Annotated in this window: 18 protein-coding genes; 17 read left to right on the top strand and 1 reads right to left on the bottom strand. The window is 64.9% G+C overall.

What is annotated here, in order from left to right; genetic code table 11:
- The first annotated feature begins 10 nt into the window (after positions 1-10).
- From B9A23_RS09320 to B9A23_RS09275, 10 genes are all read left to right on the top strand, one after another.
- Entirely contained in the window at positions 11-760 is a 750-nt protein-coding gene (locus tag B9A23_RS09320) for a flagellar basal body rod protein FlgF (RefSeq protein WP_084278583.1), read from the top strand.
- Positions 761-780: 20 nt separating this feature from the next.
- On the top strand, positions 781-1,569 hold the full coding sequence (gene flgG / locus B9A23_RS09315) for a flagellar basal-body rod protein FlgG (RefSeq protein ID WP_084278582.1): 789 nt from the start codon (positions 781-783) through the stop codon (positions 1,567-1,569).
- A 5-nt stretch (positions 1,570-1,574) separates the two neighbouring features.
- Positions 1,575-2,315, top strand: a complete 741-nt coding sequence (locus tag B9A23_RS09310; RefSeq protein WP_084278581.1) for a flagellar basal body L-ring protein FlgH — start codon at positions 1,575-1,577, stop codon at positions 2,313-2,315.
- An 11-nt stretch (positions 2,316-2,326) separates the two neighbouring features.
- Positions 2,327-3,427, top strand: coding sequence for a flagellar basal body P-ring protein FlgI (locus tag B9A23_RS09305; protein WP_084278714.1), 1,101 nt, complete (start codon positions 2,327-2,329; stop codon positions 3,425-3,427).
- Positions 3,424-3,756, top strand: a complete 333-nt coding sequence (locus tag B9A23_RS09300; RefSeq protein ID WP_084278580.1) for a hypothetical protein — start codon at positions 3,424-3,426, stop codon at positions 3,754-3,756. The genes B9A23_RS09305 and B9A23_RS09300 overlap by 4 nt, the downstream gene beginning before the upstream one ends.
- Before the next feature lie 3 nt (positions 3,757-3,759).
- Positions 3,760-5,100 (top strand): flagellar hook-associated protein FlgK, encoded by a 1,341-nt coding sequence (flgK, locus tag B9A23_RS09295; RefSeq protein WP_084278579.1) that lies wholly within the window; start codon positions 3,760-3,762, stop codon positions 5,098-5,100.
- A gap of 6 nt (positions 5,101-5,106) precedes the next feature.
- Positions 5,107-6,027 carry a flagellar hook-associated protein FlgL gene (gene flgL / locus B9A23_RS09290; protein WP_084278578.1) on the top strand — a complete coding sequence of 307 codons (921 nt, stop codon included), beginning with the start codon at positions 5,107-5,109 and terminating at the stop codon, positions 6,025-6,027.
- 32 nt (positions 6,028-6,059) lie between these two features.
- Positions 6,060-6,923, top strand: a complete 864-nt coding sequence (gene motA / locus B9A23_RS09285) for a flagellar motor stator protein MotA (RefSeq protein ID WP_084278577.1) — start codon at positions 6,060-6,062, stop codon at positions 6,921-6,923.
- 3 nt (positions 6,924-6,926) lie between these two features.
- Positions 6,927-7,766 carry a flagellar motor protein MotB gene (locus B9A23_RS09280; protein WP_084278576.1) on the top strand — a complete coding sequence of 280 codons (840 nt, stop codon included), beginning with the start codon at positions 6,927-6,929 and terminating at the stop codon, positions 7,764-7,766.
- Between the two features lie 147 nt (positions 7,767-7,913).
- Positions 7,914-9,146: a S8 family serine peptidase gene (locus B9A23_RS09275; RefSeq protein ID WP_217806591.1), complete on the top strand. Its 1,233-nt coding sequence runs from the start codon at positions 7,914-7,916 to the stop codon at positions 9,144-9,146.
- A 144-nt stretch (positions 9,147-9,290) separates the two neighbouring features.
- Here B9A23_RS09275 and B9A23_RS09270 read toward each other — a convergent pair whose 3' ends face one another.
- Complete coding sequence (locus B9A23_RS09270; RefSeq protein WP_084278574.1) at positions 9,291-10,118, bottom strand: flagellin N-terminal helical domain-containing protein; 828 nt, start codon at positions 10,116-10,118, stop codon at positions 9,291-9,293.
- A 237-nt stretch (positions 10,119-10,355) separates the two neighbouring features.
- Here B9A23_RS09270 and B9A23_RS09265 point away from each other — a divergent pair, with 237 nt between their 5' ends.
- Genes B9A23_RS09265 through B9A23_RS09235 form a run of 7 tightly spaced genes read left to right on the top strand, consistent with a single transcriptional unit; the run spans position 10,356 to position 17,130 of the window.
- Complete coding sequence (locus B9A23_RS09265; protein ID WP_084278573.1) at positions 10,356-11,639, top strand: sigma-54 interaction domain-containing protein; 1,284 nt, start codon at positions 10,356-10,358, stop codon at positions 11,637-11,639.
- Positions 11,636-12,013, top strand: a complete 378-nt coding sequence (gene fliE / locus B9A23_RS09260) for a flagellar hook-basal body complex protein FliE (RefSeq protein ID WP_084278572.1) — start codon at positions 11,636-11,638, stop codon at positions 12,011-12,013. Before B9A23_RS09265 ends, fliE begins: the two co-directional genes overlap by 4 nt.
- A 4-nt stretch (positions 12,014-12,017) precedes the next feature.
- Complete coding sequence (gene fliF, locus B9A23_RS09255; RefSeq protein ID WP_084278571.1) at positions 12,018-13,721, top strand: flagellar basal-body MS-ring/collar protein FliF; 1,704 nt, start codon at positions 12,018-12,020, stop codon at positions 13,719-13,721.
- Entirely contained in the window at positions 13,718-14,749 is a 1,032-nt protein-coding gene (gene fliG, locus B9A23_RS09250) for a flagellar motor switch protein FliG (RefSeq protein WP_176217934.1), read from the top strand. The genes fliF and fliG overlap by 4 nt, the downstream gene beginning before the upstream one ends.
- On the top strand, positions 14,742-15,371 hold the full coding sequence (locus B9A23_RS09245; RefSeq protein ID WP_084278570.1) for a FliH/SctL family protein: 630 nt from the start codon (positions 14,742-14,744) through the stop codon (positions 15,369-15,371). The genes fliG and B9A23_RS09245 overlap by 8 nt, the downstream gene beginning before the upstream one ends.
- Positions 15,371-16,702 carry a FliI/YscN family ATPase gene (locus B9A23_RS09240; RefSeq protein ID WP_139797411.1) on the top strand — a complete coding sequence of 444 codons (1,332 nt, stop codon included), beginning with the start codon at positions 15,371-15,373 and terminating at the stop codon, positions 16,700-16,702. Before B9A23_RS09245 ends, B9A23_RS09240 begins: the two co-directional genes overlap by 1 nt.
- On the top strand, positions 16,699-17,130 hold the full coding sequence (locus B9A23_RS09235) for a hypothetical protein (protein WP_084278569.1): 432 nt from the start codon (positions 16,699-16,701) through the stop codon (positions 17,128-17,130). The genes B9A23_RS09240 and B9A23_RS09235 overlap by 4 nt, the downstream gene beginning before the upstream one ends.
- Positions 17,131-17,132 lie beyond the last annotated feature (2 nt).

Raw genomic sequence — 17,132 nt, 5'->3', positions numbered from 1 at the left:
AGCCTGACCGATGGACCGCCTGATCTACACCGCCTATTCCGGAATGACCGGTTCGACCGTGCGCCAGCGCGTGATCGCCAGCAACATGGCGAACGCGCAGACCATCGGCTTCCGCGCCGAAATGCTCACGACCACGCCGATGACGCTGAAGGGCCCAAGCCTCGAAGCGCGGGCGATGACCGACGGCGAGGTACGCGGTGCATCGCTGGCGCAGGGCACTCTGATCGCCACGGGCAAGCCGCTCGACGTGGCGCTGACCGGAGACACCATGCTTTCGGTTCAGGCCGAGGATGGCAGCGAGGTCTATACCCGGCGTGGCGATCTCGATGTCAGTGCCGGTGGCGTGTTGCAGAACGGCGATGGCCGCCCGGTCATCGGCGAGAACGGCCCGATCACGGTTCCCCTGGGTTCCGAGGTTTCAATTTCCCCCGATGGCGGTGTTTCGGTCGCCAATCCCGAGACGCCCGACCAGCCGCCCCAGCTGGTCGGGCGCATCAAGATCGCTTCCACTGTCGGCAGCAAGATCGAGAAGGGCCTCGACGGCCTGTTCCGCGTCGCCAGTGGCCAGCCCGGCGGCGTGCTGCCGCAGGACGAGGAGGCCAGACTCATGGTCGGCAGCCTCGAGCAGTCAAACGTCGATCCCACCCGCATCCTGGTCGAGATGGTCGAGGCCCAGCGCCTGTTCGACATGCGCACCAAGGTCGTCTCCCAGGCCAAGGAAATCGACGAATCCAGCGCTTCCCTGATGCGCATCTCCTGATTTTCGAAAGGTAGTTCCCGATGCCCAGTTCAGCCCTTCACGTCGCCCGCACCGGTCTCGAAGCGCAGGACACGCGCATGCGCGTGATCGCCAACAATCTTGCCAACATCGGCACCACCGGCTTCAAGCGCGACCGCGCCAACTTCGCGACGCTCGCCTATCAGGACGCGCGCGTTGCCGGCCAGCAGTCTTCGAACGAGACGGCCTATGCCACGGGCCTCAATCTCGGAACCGGCGTCGGCATCCAGGCGACGACGCGGATCGACAGCCAGGGCACGCTCCAGAGCACCAGCAACGCACTAGATATGGCGCTCGATGGCGATGGCTATTTCCAGGTAACGATGCCGGGCGGCCAGCTGGCCTACACCCGTGCGGGCAACTTCTCGCGCTCGGCCGAAGGGGTGCTGGTGACGGCGCAGGGCTATCCGCTCAATCCCGCCATCACCATTCCCGAAGGCGCCAGCGCCATCACGATCGCACAGGACGGCACGGTTTCGGCAACGCTTCAGGGCCAGGCCGAACCTGCCCAGCTGGGCCAGATCACGATCGCGAGCTTCGCCAATCCGGGCGGTCTGCGCTCTTCGGGCGACAACTTCCTGCAGGAGACTGCAGCCTCAGGTGCAGCCCAGGTCGGCGTGGCGGGTGAACTTGGCCGTGGCCACATTCGCCAAGGCTATCTCGAAGCATCGAACGTCAATGTCGTCGAGGAACTGGTCGACATGATCGAGACGCAGCGTGCATACGAGATCAACTCGAAGATGATCACCGCTGTCGACGAGATGCTCCAGAACGCGAACCAGACGCTGTGACGCCGATGAACACGCCATTCGAAAAGCACTTCCTTGCGATCACGGACGCGGAGCCGCGCCGCCGTCGTACCGCACTGCGGGCGCTGCTGGCGGGTTCGCTGGTGGCTGCGCTGGTGGTCTTCGGCATGGACCCGGCATCGGCCGCAAAACCCAAGAAGGGTTTCGAGCCCGTCCTACCGCCGCCGGCGCCGATGCAGCCCGCGCCGCCCACGGCCGGTTCGATCTTCAATGCCAGCACCGGCTACATCGGTTTCGTCGAAGGTCGTCGCGCCAATGCGGTGGGTGATCTCGTCACGGTGGTGCTGGTCGAAAACATCACCAGCGCCAAGACGGCTGGGGCCAAGACACAGAAGAACGGCGGGTTCTCGGTGACACCACCCAGCGCCGGGCCGCTGTCGTTCCTCAACCCGAACGCCCTTAACGCCTCGGGCAATTCGTCGTTCAATGGTCAAGGCAATGCCTCGCAAACGAGTTCGCTCGCCGGCGAGGTAGGGGTGACCATCGCAGAAGTGCGAGGGAACGGCACGGCGCTGGTCCGCGGCGAGAAGCGGCTGATGCTGAGCCAAGGCCAGGAATGGGTGCAGTTTTCCGGGATCGTGCGCTTGCGCGACATCGATCAGGAAAACCGCATTCTTTCGTCCCAAGTCGCGGATGCGCGGGTCGAATACACCGGCAACGGTGCGGTCGGCCGGGCAAGCCGCGAAGGCTGGCTCTCGAAGTTCTTCAACGCGATTTCGCCCTTCTGAAGGTCATGGCAATGCTGGTCCGGTTCATTCCTCTCCTGATCGCAGCCCTCGCAGCTGCACTGCCAGCGCCCGTGCTGGCCGAACGCGTGCGCGACCTCGGCGAGTTCCAGGGCGTTCGTGCCAACCAGCTTACGGGCTACGGAATCGTGGTGGGTCTTGCCGGCACGGGCGACGACAATCTTGAGTATCTCACGCAAGCGATGAAGGGGACGGCGGGCCGCCTTGGTGTGCAATTGCCAGCCGGCATCTCGCCGGGCCTCAAGAACGCCGCGGCCGTGCTGATCACGGCCGAGCTTCCCGCCTTTGCCAAGCCGGGGCAGCGCATCGACGTTACCGTCTCGACCATCGGCAAGGCCAAGTCGCTGCGCGGTGGCGCGCTGATCATGGCGCCGCTCTATGGCGCTGATGGCCAGATCTATGCAATGGCACAGGGCAACCTGGCCGTCGGCGGTCTTGGCATTGCCGCGCGTGATGGCTCGCAGCTTACTGTCAACGTCCCCACCGTCGGCCGCATTGCCGAAGGCGCCAGTGTAGAGCGCGCGGTGGCGACCGGTTTCGACTCCGGGGAAGTGCTCCGCTGGAACCTTTTCCAGGCCGATTTCATGACTGCGCAGCGCGTGCGCGACGCAATCAACGCGCGCTACCCGCAGTCGGCCACCATCGAGGATGGCGTGACGCTGGCACTGCGTCTTCCTGCCGGGGCTGACAGCCGCGCGACCACCATGGCGGCGATCGAGATGATCGACGTGACCCCGGCCGAGACCGCCGCCAAGGTCATCGTCAACAGCCGCACCGGCACGGTCGTGATCAACAGCGCGGTGCGTCTGTCGCCCGCGGCGATCAGTCATGGCCGCCTGGTCGTGAAGATCGACGAGAAGCCGCAGGTTTCGCAGCCTGCGCCCTTCAGCCGCGGCCAGACGGCCATCGTCCCCAACAGCCAGATCGCGGCCGAGGAAAAGGAAGCCAAGGTCGCACTGTTCAAACCCGGCGCTTCGCTCTCCTCGCTGGTCGATGCGCTGAACACGCTCGGCACCAGCCCTTCGGATCTCGTCGCGATCCTGGAAGCGCTCAAGCAGGCTGGTGCCCTCAAGGCCGAGATGGTGGTGATATGACCGCGATCCTATCTTCCGCAGCCGCTGGCGCGCCTGCTGCCGCCGGCTTCTCGCTCAGCCCGAAAGCGCCGAGCGAGAAGGAAAAGCTGTCAGCTGTCGCCAAGCAGTTCGAGGCGATCTTCCTGCGCCAGATGCTCGCCACAGCCCGCTCGACCGACTTTGGCGGCGATGACGTCTTCGGCAAGATGGACCAGACCTTTGTCCAGATGCGTGACGAACGCTTCGCCGAAATCGCTTCGCAGACCGGCGCGCTGGGCTTTGCCAAGCAGATCGAACACCACCTTGCCGCGCTCGTATCGCCGCAGCCTGCCGTCGGGGAGGGCAAGTAAGCCATGGCCTCGGACCTGCTCTCGATCGGCCGCAGCGGCGCACAGGCCGCGCGCATCGGCCTTGATGTCACCGCGCAGAACATCGCGAATGCAGGCTCGACCGGCTATGTCCGGCGCTCGGCCTCGTTCAGCGAAGTCGCATCGACCGGCGGCGCCTATCGCATCGGCGATCTCTCGCTGTCAGGCGTGCGGCTTGATGCCATGGTTCGCAATGCCGACGCCTTCCGCCAGGCCGAAGTCCGGCGCACCGGGTCCGATGTGGCACGGGCCAGTGCGGAAGTCTCCGGCCTGCAGAATCTCGAATCGGCCATCGAGCAATCGGGCGTTTACGATGCCATTGTCGGCTTCGAATCCTCGCTCCAGCAGCTTACGCAAAACCCCACCGACACCTCGCTGCGCGCTTCGGTGATCGAGAAGGCGCGGACGATGGTCGGCACCTTCCAGATCGCCGCGCAGGAGCTTGATGCGGCCGCGGACGGCCAGCAGTTCCTTGCCAAGGACGGCGTGACGCAGGTGAACCGTATTGCGCAGGAACTGGCGCGGACAAACGCGCGCCTTTGGCGCGCAGCCGATGCCAGCAGCGACAAGACTGCCTTGCTCGACCAGCGTGACAAGCTGCTTGAGGAACTGAGCAACTACGGCAACATCGCCACCGATTTCTCCTCAGACGGGCAGGTTGCGGTCAAGCTCGGCGGGCAGGGCGGGCTCGATCTCGTCACCGGCAACAGCGCCAAGACCGTCGGCATCACGCTTTCGACAACTGACAAGACGATCAGTTTCGACGTGGCCGGGCAACCACTGACCCTCTCGGGCGGATCGCTTGCCGGGCAGCAACTCGCCCTGGCCAAGGGCGCGCAGCTCAAGACCGATATCGATACGCTGGCCAAGAACATCGTCGATGCGTTCAACGGCGCCCAGGCTACCGGGAACGACCTTGATGGGAACGCCGGTGCCGCGATTTTCTCGGGCACCAGTGCTTCAACGATGGCGCTTGCTGTCCAGGATGGACGCAAGATCGCCACCGCGCCGTCAAGCACCGTGGCCGGCAGCCGCGATGCCACGAACCTCACAGCCATTCGCGCGGCCTTGGCCGATGTCGATCCGGCGGGGGAAATGGACAGGATCCTGTTCGACGTCTCGGGCACGCTGGCCGGGCGAACTGTCACGCTCGGCGCGCTGCAGACCATCTCGAACACCTCCAAGATCGCGCTGTCGGCACAAGCGGGCGTCGATCTCGATCAGGAAGCGGTCAACCTAGTAAGATTCCAGCAGGCCTTTCAGGCGTCCGGAAAGGTCATGCAGGTAGCATCCGATATTTTCGACACCCTTCTGAACATTGGGTAACCAGCCATGAGCACGATCTACGGCACCTCGACCAGCGCCTTCTTCGAAAGGTCCGTCATGGACCTGACCGCGCTGCGCAAGCAGGCCGAGGAAACGCAGGCAGAAATGTCGACCGGGCAGCGCCTGCAGCGTTCGTCCGACGATCCGGTTGCTGCTTCGCGGCTGCGCCAGCTCGCCCGGGCCGACGCGCTCGACGAAGTCGACACCGCCGCCACCAATCGCGCCACCACTGATCTGACCTTGACCGACAATGCCCTCTCGCAGTTCGCCAATGTCGTCACGCGTCTGCAGGAACTGACCACGCAGGCGGCGTCCGGCACGCTCAGCCCCAGCCAACGCGCCGGAATTGGCGAGGAAGTGGCGCAGCTCCGCGACAATCTGGTCGCCCTCGCCAACGCCCGCGATGGGAGCGGCAACGCTCTGTTCGGTGGAGAAAGCGCGGCTGATGCGTATACGCTCGATGCCAGCGGCAACGCGACTTATGCTGGCACGCCAAACGCAGCGGTAATATCGCTGGGCGGCGGACAGTCGGTTACGCGCGGCGTGACGGGACCGGAGTTCCTCAAGTTCAAGTCCGGAAACGCCACCGTAGACCTTTTGGCCGTCACGAAGGACCTTGCCGATGCGCTCAAGAGCGGCGCCGGCGGAGCCACGGCTGCCAGCAATACGCTGACGGCGCTCACCGATGGACTTAACGCGATCACCACCGCGCAGACGGTCGTCGGCTCGCGCCTGTCGTGGATCGACCTCAACACCGAGCGGCGCACTTCTCTGTCTGAAATGCGCACCACCGAGAAGACCGAGGTCGGCGGCGCAGACCTTACCGAATCCATCGCCAAGCTGCAGAACACCATGCTGGTGCTCGAAGCCAGCCAGGCCAGCTTTTCGAGGCTCGCCAACCTTTCGCTCTTCAGCGTGCTGAATTGAGCGCCGCAGCCATAGACCGGGAATAGTAGTTCATGTTCGTCATCGTTGGCATCGTCATCCTGCTCGCCATGGTCTTTGGCGGCTTCGCCATCACCGGCGGCGCGCTTGGCCCGGTCATGCACGCCATTCCGCATGAAATGCTGATCATCGGCGGCGCGGCACTGGGCGCAGTGGTGACCGGCAACTCGATGCACGAGTTGAAGGGCATCGGTGGCGGTTTCAAGAAGGTGTTCAAGGGACCGCAGCATTCGAAGCAGGATCACGTCGATGCGATCGTGCTTTGCACCAAGCTCATGAAGATCCTGCGCAGCGACGGCCCGGTGGCGCTGGAAAGCCATGTCACCGATCCGAAGAATTCGCCGATCTTCGCTGAATACCCCAAGCTTCTTGCCAATCATGCGCTGACCGCCCTGATCTGCGACACGCTGACGCTGATCGTCGTGTCCTCGGGAACGCTGGAAGTCCATGCGGTCGAAGACGTGATGGACCACGCGATGAAGACGCATTTCCACGAAGCGGCAGAGGCGCAGCATGCGCTGCAGGGCCTTGCCGACGCACTGCCGGCACTCGGCATCGTCGCGGCCGTTCTCGGCGTGGTCAAGACCATGGGCTCGATCGACAAGCCGCCATCGATTCTGGGTGCGATGATCGGTTCGGCCCTCGTCGGGACCTTCATGGGCGTGCTGCTCGCCTACGGCATCGTCGCGCCGATTGCAGGTCGTCTCAAGCAGGTGCTCGATCAGGACGAGATGATCTTCCAGGCGGTGAAGCAGGTGATCATTGCCAGCTTGCACGGCTGGCCGCAGCCGCTGGTCGTCGAAAGCGCGCGGTCGGGCCTGGGCCACGCCTTCCGCCCCGGCCTTTCGGAACTCCTCGACGCTCTGCGCGGCAGATAAGCCATGGCCAAGGCACCTGCCAAGGGCAAGAACGAGCCGCCCAAACCGATCATCGTCAAGAAGATCACGGTCGTGGCCGGCGGCCATCATGGCGGCGCGTGGAAGGTCGCCTACGCGGACTTCGTCACCGCAATGATGGCCTTCTTCCTGCTGATGTGGCTGCTCGGCGCGACGACCGAAAAGCAGCGCAAGGGCATTGCCGACTACTTCACGCCGACACTGGTAAAGGTGAAGCAGGGTAGCGCCGGTGGATACGGTGTGCTTGGCGGGTCGTCGCTGACCGATGCCGACGACTATCCGAACCGTGCCGGACAGACCGGCAACAAGACTCTTTCGATCCCGCGCGATGCATCGGGCGGCGCCAAGGAAGGCGGCAGCAAGGTCAAGCGCAGCCAGGTGATGAAGGAGCGGATCGCGCAGAAGCTCGCGCAGTCGGAAAAGCTCAAGCGTCTGGCCCGGCAGGTGCGGATGACCGAAACGCCTGAAGGCATCAGGCTCGATCTGGTCGACGATGCCGATTTCTCGATGTTCCTGCTGGGCACGACGGTCTTGACCCCGGACGCGGCCGAGCTGCTGCGCGCCATCGGTCAGGCGATTGCGCCCGATACCAGCCAGATCACCGTGCGCGGGCACACGGATTCGCTGCCATGGAAGAACGGGGTGGCCAACAACTGGTCGCTGTCTGCCGGTCGCGCCGAGGCTACTCGTCAGGCGCTGACGCGCCAGGGCATCGTCGAGCCGCGCTTCCGCCGCATCGAGGGCGTGGCCGATCGTGAGCCGCTGATCCAGAACAACCCGGCAGATCCGCGCAATCGCCGCATGTCGATCCTGATTACCGGCTGATTAACGAACAAAATGACACAAACCTGAAATACGGATGAAACGGTGGTTGCGATTGCAACTGCTCCGGTGCAGCTTCCCGAAATCGCGCGGGGGTGCGCAAGGGTGTGATGCCCTGACCCCGCGCAATCGACGGGGAGTGCATCACGGATGAAGAAACTTGCAGCAATGGCCACGGTATCTGCTCTGGCCCTCGCAGGAATTGTCTTTGCCGCAGCGGGCGGCACGAAGGGAGCGGGCGCGGGCCCCGTGCTTCTTCCGGCTTCAAGCGGCAGCGGGGGAGCATCGCTCGTCCAGGCCAGCGCCACGCAGTCGGCAGCACCCGGCACCACCATTCCCGATAGCTGGATCTGCGTGTTCAAGGCTGGCGCCGTCGCGCCGGGGGCCGAGCGGGCAGAGGCCAACAAGGTCGTCGGCAAGGCCGGCGGCCGCATCGGCCATGTCTATGCCCACGCACTGCAGGGCTTCTCGATCAACCTGCCCGCCAAGGCGGCAGCAGTCGTTGCCGAACACAACCCCAACATCGCTTATTGCGAAGCCGATCAGATCGCCACGATCATCGATCCGGTGAACGCGCTGGCCAAGCCTGGCGGCGGCGGCGGCTCGACTGCCGAAACCACACCTGTCGGCATCACCCGCGTCGGTGGCGGCGCCGCCTACAGCGGAACGGGCCGCGCCTTCGTGATCGACAGCGGCATCGACCTGACCCACCCCGATCTCAACGTCGATACCACGCTCAGCAAGAATTTCGTCTCCCGTGAAACCTCGCCGCAGGATCTTAACGGTCACGGCACCCATGTTTCGGGAACCATCGCCGCAAAAATCAACGGCATCGGCGTGGTCGGCGTTGCCGCAGGAGCAAAGGTCGTGGCTGTGCGCGTGCTCGACCGGCGCGGCAGCGGTGCCTATTCCGATGTCATTGCCGGGGTGGATTACGTGGCGTCCGTCGGCAAGGCAGGCGATGTCGCGAACATGAGCCTTGGCGGTCCGGTTTCGGAGCTGCTGGACACCGCAGTGCTCAATGCGTCGAACAACAGCAAGGTGATTTTCGCACTCGCCGCCGGTAACGAAACCGACGATGCCAACAACCACTCGCCCGCGCGCACCGACGGCCCGTATATCTATACGGTCGCGGCGGTTTCGAGCACGGACGCTTTCGCGAGCTTCTCGAACTACTCGGTCATCAACGACCCGGTGGACTTTGCCGAGCCCGGCGTGTCGATCCTGTCCACCTGGCTGAGCGGCGGCTACAACACGATCTCGGGAACCTCGATGGCCACGCCGCATCTTGCCGGTCTGGTCCTGCTGGGCGGTCCGCGGAGCGACGGACGGCTTTCCACGGCCGCGCCGAATGGCGTGCGCTTCCCCGTTGGCGTGAAGTAACCCGCGCCATCTGGACGTTCGAAAGGCGGCCCAGCAACGGGCCGCCTTTCTTCGTATTGCACCGGAGAATGCAGAAAGGCCCGGCGGCTGGGAAGGCCGCCGGGTTCATGATCACGCCTGGTGGAGACAGGCGCTTCTCATTCTTTAACGCAGCAGCGACAGCACGTTCTGCTGGCTCTGGTTGGCCTGTGCGATCATCGCGGTCGAGGCCTGCGAAAGGATCTGGGCCTTGGCCATCTGCGTGGTTTCGGTCGAGTAGTCGGTGTCCTGAATGCGCGAACGGGCGTCCGACAGGTTGGTGATGTTGTCGTTGAGGTTGTTAACCACCGATTCCAGACGGTTCATGCCGGCACCGAGCGTAGCACGTGCGCTGGAGATCGAATCGAGTTCGGTATCCAAGGTTCCGAGGAGCGTGTTGGCAGCCGTTGCCGACGAAACGTCATAGGAGCCTGCCGCACCGCCCGAGGCAGCCAGCGTGGTCAGGTCAGCCATCGTCAGATCGACCGTATCCGAACCGTTTGCGCCAGTCTGCACCGTCACAGTAGGCGTCGCGCCACTGAAAAGCTCAACGCCGTTGAACTTGGTGTTAGTGATGATCTGATCGAGCTGCTGGGTCAACTCGTCGACTTCCGTCTGCATGTAGGCGCGGTCGGTGGTGTCCTGATAAGTACCCGAAGCCGACTGCGTGGCCAGTTCACGCACACGCTGAAGCATGTTGGTGACTTCGTTGAGCGCACCTTCAGCGGTCTGCGCCAGCGAGATGCCGTCGTTGGCGTTGCGAACGCCCTGGTTCATGCCCTTGATCTGCGCAGTCATGCTGGTGGCAATGGCCAGACCGGCCGCGTCGTCCTTCGCGCCGTTGATGCGCTTGCCGGTCGACAGGCGCTCCATGGCCGTGCCGAGCATCTTGTTGGCCATGTTGGACGAGTTGGTCGCCTTCAAGGCGCTGATGTTGGTATTGATTACCGCCATTTTTCTTCTCCGGTGGGTGGTGTGTCGTTCCCGAAAGGACTGCCGGGTCAGAGGATCGACACGGCTGTCGGAAAGCTAGACCGGCAAAGTGCAGCCGGTTTTAAGTTGCCACCCGGCAAAAGAATGCCGGACCTAGGTAATCGCACTTAGGGTTACCCGACCCCTTAAAGTTTCAACCTGTTTGTCGGTCCCGCGCGAAAGAGGGTGCCAGACAGGATGGTTAACAGGGGTCTTGAAATGATTCGCGATTGCGGAGCACTGCAGTTCACCGAAGCGGCGGCAAAAGCCCACGCAGCGCTGGTTCAGCGCGCAGCTTCGGTGCTTTCGAACTACGGTGCGGAAGGTCAGTCGCTGCTGGCCGATGCATTCGAGAACGCGGCCCTGCCGCCGCGCAAGCAGGTTGTCCTGCTCGAGCGTGCGCAGGCCCCGGCGATCATGCGCCAGGCCGGCAATCGCGTTGCCACGTTGCGCTATGCCGACGGGGCGGGCGAAGCCGCGCTCGCCGCCCTGCTCGCCTGTGCCGCCAAGCCAGGCGCGCCGATTGCCGCCGATCCCGAAAGCCTGTCGATCCTTGCCCTGGCCGAACGCATCGCCGCCACCGACATCCCCGTCCTGATCAACGGCCCCACCGGCACCGGCAAGGAAGTGCTCAGCCGCTTCATCCACGAACGCTCCGCCCGCGCCGACAAGCCGTTCATCGCGATCAACTGTGCCGCCATGCCCGAAGCCATGCTCGAGGCGCTGCTGTTCGGCCATCAGAAGGGTGCCTTCACCGGTGCCAATGCTGCCAGCGAAGGCTTCTTCCGCGCGGCCGATGGCGGCACCCTGCTGCTCGACGAGATCGCCGAGATGCCACTGACCCTTCAGGCCAAGCTGCTGCGCGCGTTGCAGGAAGGCGAAGTCGTGCCCTTGGGTGCGACGCAGCCGGTCAAGGTTGATGTGCGCGTGATTGCCTGCGCCAACCGCGACCTGCCCGTGGAAGTCGAGGAAGGGCGCTTCCGCGCCGACCTCTACTACCGCCTCAACGTTTTCCCGCTTGCCCTGCGCGCCCTGTGCGAACGCCCTGACGACATCGCTCCGCTCGCCTTCGCGATGGCCCTGCGCCATTCGCAGAGCGCCCAGTGGATTTCGGACGAGGCGCTGGCGCTGCTCTTTGCGCACAACTGGCCGGGCAACGTCCGCGAACTCGAAAACGTCATGCGCCGCGCGCTGGTGCTGGCGGGCAACGCCATGGTGATCGAGGCTGCGCACATCGTGTTCGACCGGCCGGCCCGCCTGATCAACGAACCGGTTGCTGCACCGGCAACGGGCGATGCCAAGCTGTCCAACATCGTCCAGATGTCCGAAGCCCGCGCGATCCTCTCGACGCTCGAGGCCTGCAACGGCAGCCGCGTCGCCGCCGCGCGCCAGCTCGGCATTTCCGAGCGCACGCTGCGCTACCGCCTTGCCAGCTTCCGTGAAGCCGGCATCGAGGTGAACGGCCGGTCAGTGGACGGTAGGGCCGTCGGTGGCCGGCGATGAGCAGCATCGGCGGCATCGGTGCCAGGGCATCCGGCATCCAGGACATCATGGCCCTGCGCCAGCAGATCATGGAGCGCTCGCAACTGCTCCAGCAGGTCAAGGCGCCCGACGCCACGCAAGGTGCGCAAGGGCCCCAGGCCACGAACGGCCCGGCAGGCAGCTTTACCGAAAGCCTCAAGGGTGCACTCGATAACGTCAACGCCAGCCAGCAGCAGGCCAGCGCCATCAGCGAGGCTTACGAAAAGGGCGAAGTGGTTGACGTCGCCAAGGTCATGCTGGCCCGGCAGGAAGCCGGCGTTGCGTTCGAGGCCACGCTGCAGGTCCGCAACAAGCTGCTGACGGCCTACCAGGACATCATGCGGATGGGAGTGTGATTGAATGGCTGACCTTGTTCCCGCAACAACCGCACCATCGACCTTCGGTGTCCTGACCGATCCCGCTGCCGGAAGTTTCGGCACGCGGGCCAAGGCCTTTCTGGCTCAGCCCCCGGTGCGACGCACCTTGCCATGGTTTGCGGGCGTATCGGCTGCGGGCCTTTCTGCCGTGCTGTGGATGACGATGTCACCCGCGCCGCAGCGCATGCTCTACAGCCAGCTTTCCGACAGCGAGCGCGCCGAAGTGACCGCCAGCCTCGACAAGGCCGCGATTCCCTATCAGATCGACAACGACACCGGTGCGATCACTGTCGGCGAGGACGATCTCTACAAGGCGCGCATGGCTGCAGCCTCGGACGGCGCCATCGCCACGCCCGAAACCGGCACGCAGATGCTCGACAAGCTGCCGATGGGCGCCAGCCGCGGCCTCGAGGGCCAGCGTCTGCAGGCTGCGCGTGAGCGCGAGCTTGAACTGACGGTCATGGAAATCGACGGCGTCGAAGCCGTGCGCGTCCATCTTGCCGAGCCGGAAAAGTCGGTGTTCGTGCGCGAAAGCGTGCCGCCCTCGGCCTCGGTCATGGTCAAACTGAAGCGCGGTCGCCAGCTTTCGGAAAGCCAGGTGCGTGCGATCGTCAACCTCGTCGCGGGGTCTGTCCCCGGCCTTTCGATCGATGCCGTTCGCGTTGTCGACCAGCACGGCGCCTTGCTCTCTGAAACGACCGGGCCCGATGGCGACCGGCTGGAACTGCAGCAGCGCATGGAAGACAAGCTGCGCCAGCAGGTCTCGCAACTGCTCACGCCGATGCTGGGCGATGGCAACTTCTCGTCCGAGATCCAGCTCGAACTCGACATGGATCAGGTCACGTCGGCGCGCGAAAGCTATGACAAGCAGGGCGTTGTCCGGCAAGAAACGCAAAGCGCCTCGCAGCAGGCCGGCGCCGCCAACGCACAAGGCGTGCCAGGCGTCACCGCCAACACCCCGCCCCCGGCAACGACGGCCCAGCCGGGCGCTCCGCAAGGAACGCAGGCGGCGCCTGCGCAGCCTGGTGCCAACGGCGAATCCAGCTCCTCGCGCACGTATGAACTCGGCCGAGAAGTGGCCGTGTCGAACCAGACTCCGGGCAAGATCAAGCGCCTGTCGGTCGCCGTGGCCTTGAGCGCAGAGATCATGGCCAAGGCCAAGCCGCAGGACATCGAGCAGATCAAGCAGCTGGTCAGCGCCGCAGTCGGTGCCGACACCGCGCGTGGCGATCAGGTGGCCGTCGCTGTCCGGGCCTTCAAGCCCGCTGATGTTGCGCCGACCCCCTTCTGGGAAACGCCATGGTTCGCCACGATCCTGCGCAATGCCGTGGCCCTGATCGCAGTCCTGCTGGTGCTGCTGCTGGGAGTTCGCCCGCTGATCAAGGCCCTCAAGCGCGAACCTGCGCCCGCCGAAGCCAAGTCTGCCAAGAAGGGCAAGAAGGGTGAGCCAGCCGAAGACGACGAAGCGGATGGAGAGGCCGAGAACAGCATTGAAACGGTCACCGCCGAGGAAGTGGCCCAGGCGATCCAGCCTGCGCAGAACCCCGAGACCGGTGTCGTCGATGCCGAGGCGCTGGCTCGCCAAGTCAGCCTTGCCCAGCGGCTCGTCGTCGAAAAGCCCGACAGCGCGCTCGTCGCGCTCAAGCAGATGCTCAAGACCCCTGAAGAGGAAGGTGCCCCGGCATGAGCGACCTGATGGAAGCCCCCGGCTCGATGGCGGCCATTTCCGATCCGGAACGCGCGGCTGTCATGGTCATGCTGCTGGAAGACGATCAGGCAGCCCAGATCCTGGCCCAGCTCGAACCGGCCGAATTGCGCCTGCTGGGTGAGAAGATGTGTGCGTTGGGCGAGATCGGCCCGGTGGCGATTGCCCAGGCAATTGCCGGATTTGTCGAGAAGACCGAACGCCTTGGGCTCGTTGCGCACGACCGCGTAGGCCAGGTCCGCTCGCTGATGACCCGCGCAGTGGGCGAGATCAAGGCCGACAGCATGATGCAGCGCATCCTGCCCGACGATCCTTCGCGTACGCCCAGCATCGAACTCGCCAGATGGCTCACGCCGCAGGTGATCGTGCCGCTGATCCGCGATGAGCACCCGCAGGCGATTGCCGTGCTGCTGGTCCAGCTCGATCCCGAAGTGGCCGCTGCGGTGCTGCATGGCCTGCCTGACGAGGTGCAGCCGCAAGTCGTCCACCGCATCGCTTCGCTCGGACCGGTTGCGCCCGAAGCCATCGCCATGCTCGAGGAAATGCTGCACCAGCGCATCGGCGAACGGCACGGGCAGGGCGCCTTTGCCATGGGCGGGCCGCGCGAAGCGGCCGACATCATCAACGCCTCGGTTCGCGCGGTCGAAAAACGCGTCATGCCCGAGATTGCCAAGCAGGATAAGCAGCTCGCCAAGGCGATCGAGAACGAGATGTTCAAATTCGAGCATCTTTTCGCTCTGGACGACAAGTCGATGGGCGCGCTGCTGCGCGAGGTCGACAGCGACGCGCTGATCGCCGCGCTCAAGGGCATCCCCGAAGACCAACGCGAATGCTTCTTCCGCGCCATGTCGAGCCGCGCGGCCGATGGCGTGCGCGACGAGATCGCCGCGCGTGGCCGAATGAAGATGGCCGAGGTGATCGAGGCGCAGAAGGCGATGGTCACCGCAGCCCGCCGCCTGTCGGCCGAAGGCGTGATCGTATTTGGCGCCGGCGACGACGACTATGTCTGACGGCCAGGGGGCCTTTGCTATCCGGGCGATCTCGCTGGCAGACCTTGGGCAGGTGCCCACAGGTTTTGCGCGCGATCGCCGCTTCTTCCGCGAATTTGCCGCGCCCGAACCGGAACCGATCATGGTGCCGGTGGAGGAAGAGCCCGAGCCGCACGATCCGATCGCCGAAGCCTGGGCCGATGGCTATGCCAAAGGGCTGGGCGAGGCGCAGGAAGCTGCCGCGCAACTTATCGCCGAACAGGAAGCCGCTCGGCAGAAGATCGAATTCGCGCTCGGCAAGCTCGATGTCGCGATGCAGACCGAACTGCAGGATCGTCTTCGCGAAACCGTGATCGCCTTGTGCGAGGCGGCCATTGCGCCCGCCGCACTCGATCCCGACGCGCTGACCCGCCGGGTCGAGATTGCCGCCGCAATGTTGTCGCGGGCCGAGGACCAGCGCGTCATCCGGCTCCATCAGGAAGACCTTGCGCTGATCGCGGCGCGCCTGCCCGAAGACTGGCACTTTGAACCAGATGCCTCGCTCGAACGCGGCGCATTGCGCGTCGAGGGTGCTACTGGCGGGGTCGAGGATGGGCCCGAGCAGTGGCGGCGGGCAATCAACGAGGCGCTGCGCCAATGCTGATGGGGCCGAACTTCACAGCGCTCGATCGTGCACTCGATTCGCTCGCGCTGTGCGAACCCGATTTCACGCCGGCGCGTTATGGCCTGCTCGCCGCCTGCGATGGCGGGATGCTCGAGGTTTCGGGCTTGTCCGTGCCGATCGGAACGCAGTGTCGCATCGCCCATGGCGCGGGTTCGCTGACAGCAGAGACCATCGGCTTCCGCAACGGCCGTACTTTGATGATGCTGCTTGGCGATCCGGTGCTGCTTCGGCCCGGTGCAAAGGTGCGCCCCGAAGGCCGTCCCGGCATGGTGCCGGTGGGCGAAGCCTTCCTTGGCCGCGCCATCGATGGCGAGGGCAAACCGATCGACGGCATGGGGCCGATCAGCAATCGTCGCGAATGGCCGGCAGGTGGCGTCCGCGCCGCCGCGCTCGATCGTTCGCCCGTGCGCGAAAGTTTCGACACCGGGGTTCGAGCGCTCAACGCGCTTACCACCTTCGGCATCGGCCAGCGTATCGGCATCATGGCCGGGTCGGGCGTCGGCAAGTCGGTCCTGCTCGACATGATCGCGCATGGGGCCGAGGCCGAAATCGTCATCGTCGGCCTCATCGGCGAACGTGCGCGCGAGGTCTCGGACTTTGTCGAACGCCACATGCAGGGATCGAAGCGCGAGCGCTCGGTTATTGTCGCAGTGCCGGCAGACCATGCACCAAACTTGCGCATCCGTGGCGCGATGATGGCAACGGCGATGGCGGAATACTTCCGAGCACAGGGCAAGCGCGTGCTGCTGATCATGGACAGCCTGACGCGCGTTGCGCACGCGGGCCGCGAGATAGCGCTGCTGCTGGGTGAGCCGGGTGCTGCGCGTGGCTATCCGCCCTCGGCACTCGCCACGATCACCAAGCTGGTCGAGCGGGCCGGCAATTCGGCGCAAAGCGGTGGTTCGGTGACCGGACTCTACACTGTCCTGGCCGACGGCGACAACCAGGACGATCCGGTGGTCGATACCGCGCGTTCGATTCTCGACGGACATATCGTGCTCTCGCGCGATCTAGCTCAGCGCGGCCAGTACCCCGCGATCGACATCGCCGCCTCGCTCAGCCGCGTGATGAACGACATCACTGCGCCCGAACACCAGCGCGCTGCGCGCACGTTCCGCGCCCTTGTGGCGAGCTACGAGGCCAACCGCGATCTCGTGCTGATGGGCGCGTACCGCTCGGGCGCGGACCCCCAGCTTGATCGCGCCATCGCCATGCACGATGCCCTGACCGGCTTCATCAGCCAGCCGCAGCGCGAAATCGTGCCGATGGCGCCGAGCGTCGCCGCGCTTGCACAGCTGATCGGCGCATGAAGGCCGAACGCGAACGCCTTGCCCGCCTCCGGCGGCTCGAGCGCATCCGCGACATCGCCCGGCAGACCGCGCTTGCCGAAGCGGGCAAGGCGGAAGGCACCTTGGCGCAGCTTCAGGGGCTGGTGGAGCGGACGTCCCGGCTTTCTGCCAACTATTCCGCCCGCACCGATGCTCAAGATGCCCATGCGTTGCAGCAGTTGCGGCGCTTCACCGCAGGGCTCGATCGCATTACCACCGGCACGCGGGCCGATGCCGAGACCGCGCGACGCATCGCCGATGCCAAGGCGCAGGAGGCAGCCGCTGCCGAACGCCGCCGTGCCGCCGTGGAAGAGCGCGCCGAGGCGCAGGCCCGTCTGATCGCGCGCAAGACGGCATCCGCAACAACACCTACTACCGGCAAAAGGCAATCTGGCACGGGTCTTGAATAAAC

The organism is Novosphingobium sp. B1, from assembly GCF_900176395.1.
In the GTDB taxonomy this organism is placed as follows: domain Bacteria; phylum Pseudomonadota; class Alphaproteobacteria; order Sphingomonadales; family Sphingomonadaceae; genus Novosphingobium.
Note: the sequence above shows the minus strand (reverse complement) of the source record. Positions and strands in the feature narration are given on the sequence as shown.

What these genes read in the sequence shown, in the direction of transcription:
- B9A23_RS09245 (WP_084278570.1), top strand. Translation starts at nt 14,742, where the DNA reads ATGTCTGACGGCCAGGGGGCCTTTGCTATCCGGGCGATCTCGCTGGCA.
- flgL (WP_084278578.1), top strand. Translation starts at nt 5,107, where the DNA reads ATGAGCACGATCTACGGCACCTCGACCAGCGCCTTCTTCGAAAGGTCC.
- B9A23_RS09270 (WP_084278574.1), bottom strand. Translation starts at nt 10,118, where the DNA reads ATGGCGGTAATCAATACCAACATCAGCGCCTTGAAGGCGACCAACTCG.
- B9A23_RS09280 (WP_084278576.1), top strand. Translation starts at nt 6,927, where the DNA reads ATGGCCAAGGCACCTGCCAAGGGCAAGAACGAGCCGCCCAAACCGATC.
- B9A23_RS09275 (WP_217806591.1), top strand. Translation starts at nt 7,914, where the DNA reads ATGAAGAAACTTGCAGCAATGGCCACGGTATCTGCTCTGGCCCTCGCA.
- B9A23_RS09265 (WP_084278573.1), top strand. Translation starts at nt 10,356, where the DNA reads ATGATTCGCGATTGCGGAGCACTGCAGTTCACCGAAGCGGCGGCAAAA.
- flgK (WP_084278579.1), top strand. Translation starts at nt 3,760, where the DNA reads ATGGCCTCGGACCTGCTCTCGATCGGCCGCAGCGGCGCACAGGCCGCG.
- motA (WP_084278577.1), top strand. Translation starts at nt 6,060, where the DNA reads ATGTTCGTCATCGTTGGCATCGTCATCCTGCTCGCCATGGTCTTTGGC.
- B9A23_RS09310 (WP_084278581.1), top strand. Translation starts at nt 1,575, where the DNA reads ATGAACACGCCATTCGAAAAGCACTTCCTTGCGATCACGGACGCGGAG.
- B9A23_RS09240 (WP_139797411.1), top strand. Translation starts at nt 15,371, where the DNA reads ATGGGGCCGAACTTCACAGCGCTCGATCGTGCACTCGATTCGCTCGCG.
- fliF (WP_084278571.1), top strand. Translation starts at nt 12,018, where the DNA reads ATGGCTGACCTTGTTCCCGCAACAACCGCACCATCGACCTTCGGTGTC.
- flgG (WP_084278582.1), top strand. Translation starts at nt 781, where the DNA reads ATGCCCAGTTCAGCCCTTCACGTCGCCCGCACCGGTCTCGAAGCGCAG.
- B9A23_RS09300 (WP_084278580.1), top strand. Translation starts at nt 3,424, where the DNA reads ATGACCGCGATCCTATCTTCCGCAGCCGCTGGCGCGCCTGCTGCCGCC.
- B9A23_RS09235 (WP_084278569.1), top strand. Translation starts at nt 16,699, where the DNA reads ATGAAGGCCGAACGCGAACGCCTTGCCCGCCTCCGGCGGCTCGAGCGC.
- fliG (WP_176217934.1), top strand. Translation starts at nt 13,718, where the DNA reads ATGAGCGACCTGATGGAAGCCCCCGGCTCGATGGCGGCCATTTCCGAT.
- B9A23_RS09305 (WP_084278714.1), top strand. Translation starts at nt 2,327, where the DNA reads ATGCTGGTCCGGTTCATTCCTCTCCTGATCGCAGCCCTCGCAGCTGCA.
- B9A23_RS09320 (WP_084278583.1), top strand. Translation starts at nt 11, where the DNA reads ATGGACCGCCTGATCTACACCGCCTATTCCGGAATGACCGGTTCGACC.
- fliE (WP_084278572.1), top strand. Translation starts at nt 11,636, where the DNA reads ATGAGCAGCATCGGCGGCATCGGTGCCAGGGCATCCGGCATCCAGGAC.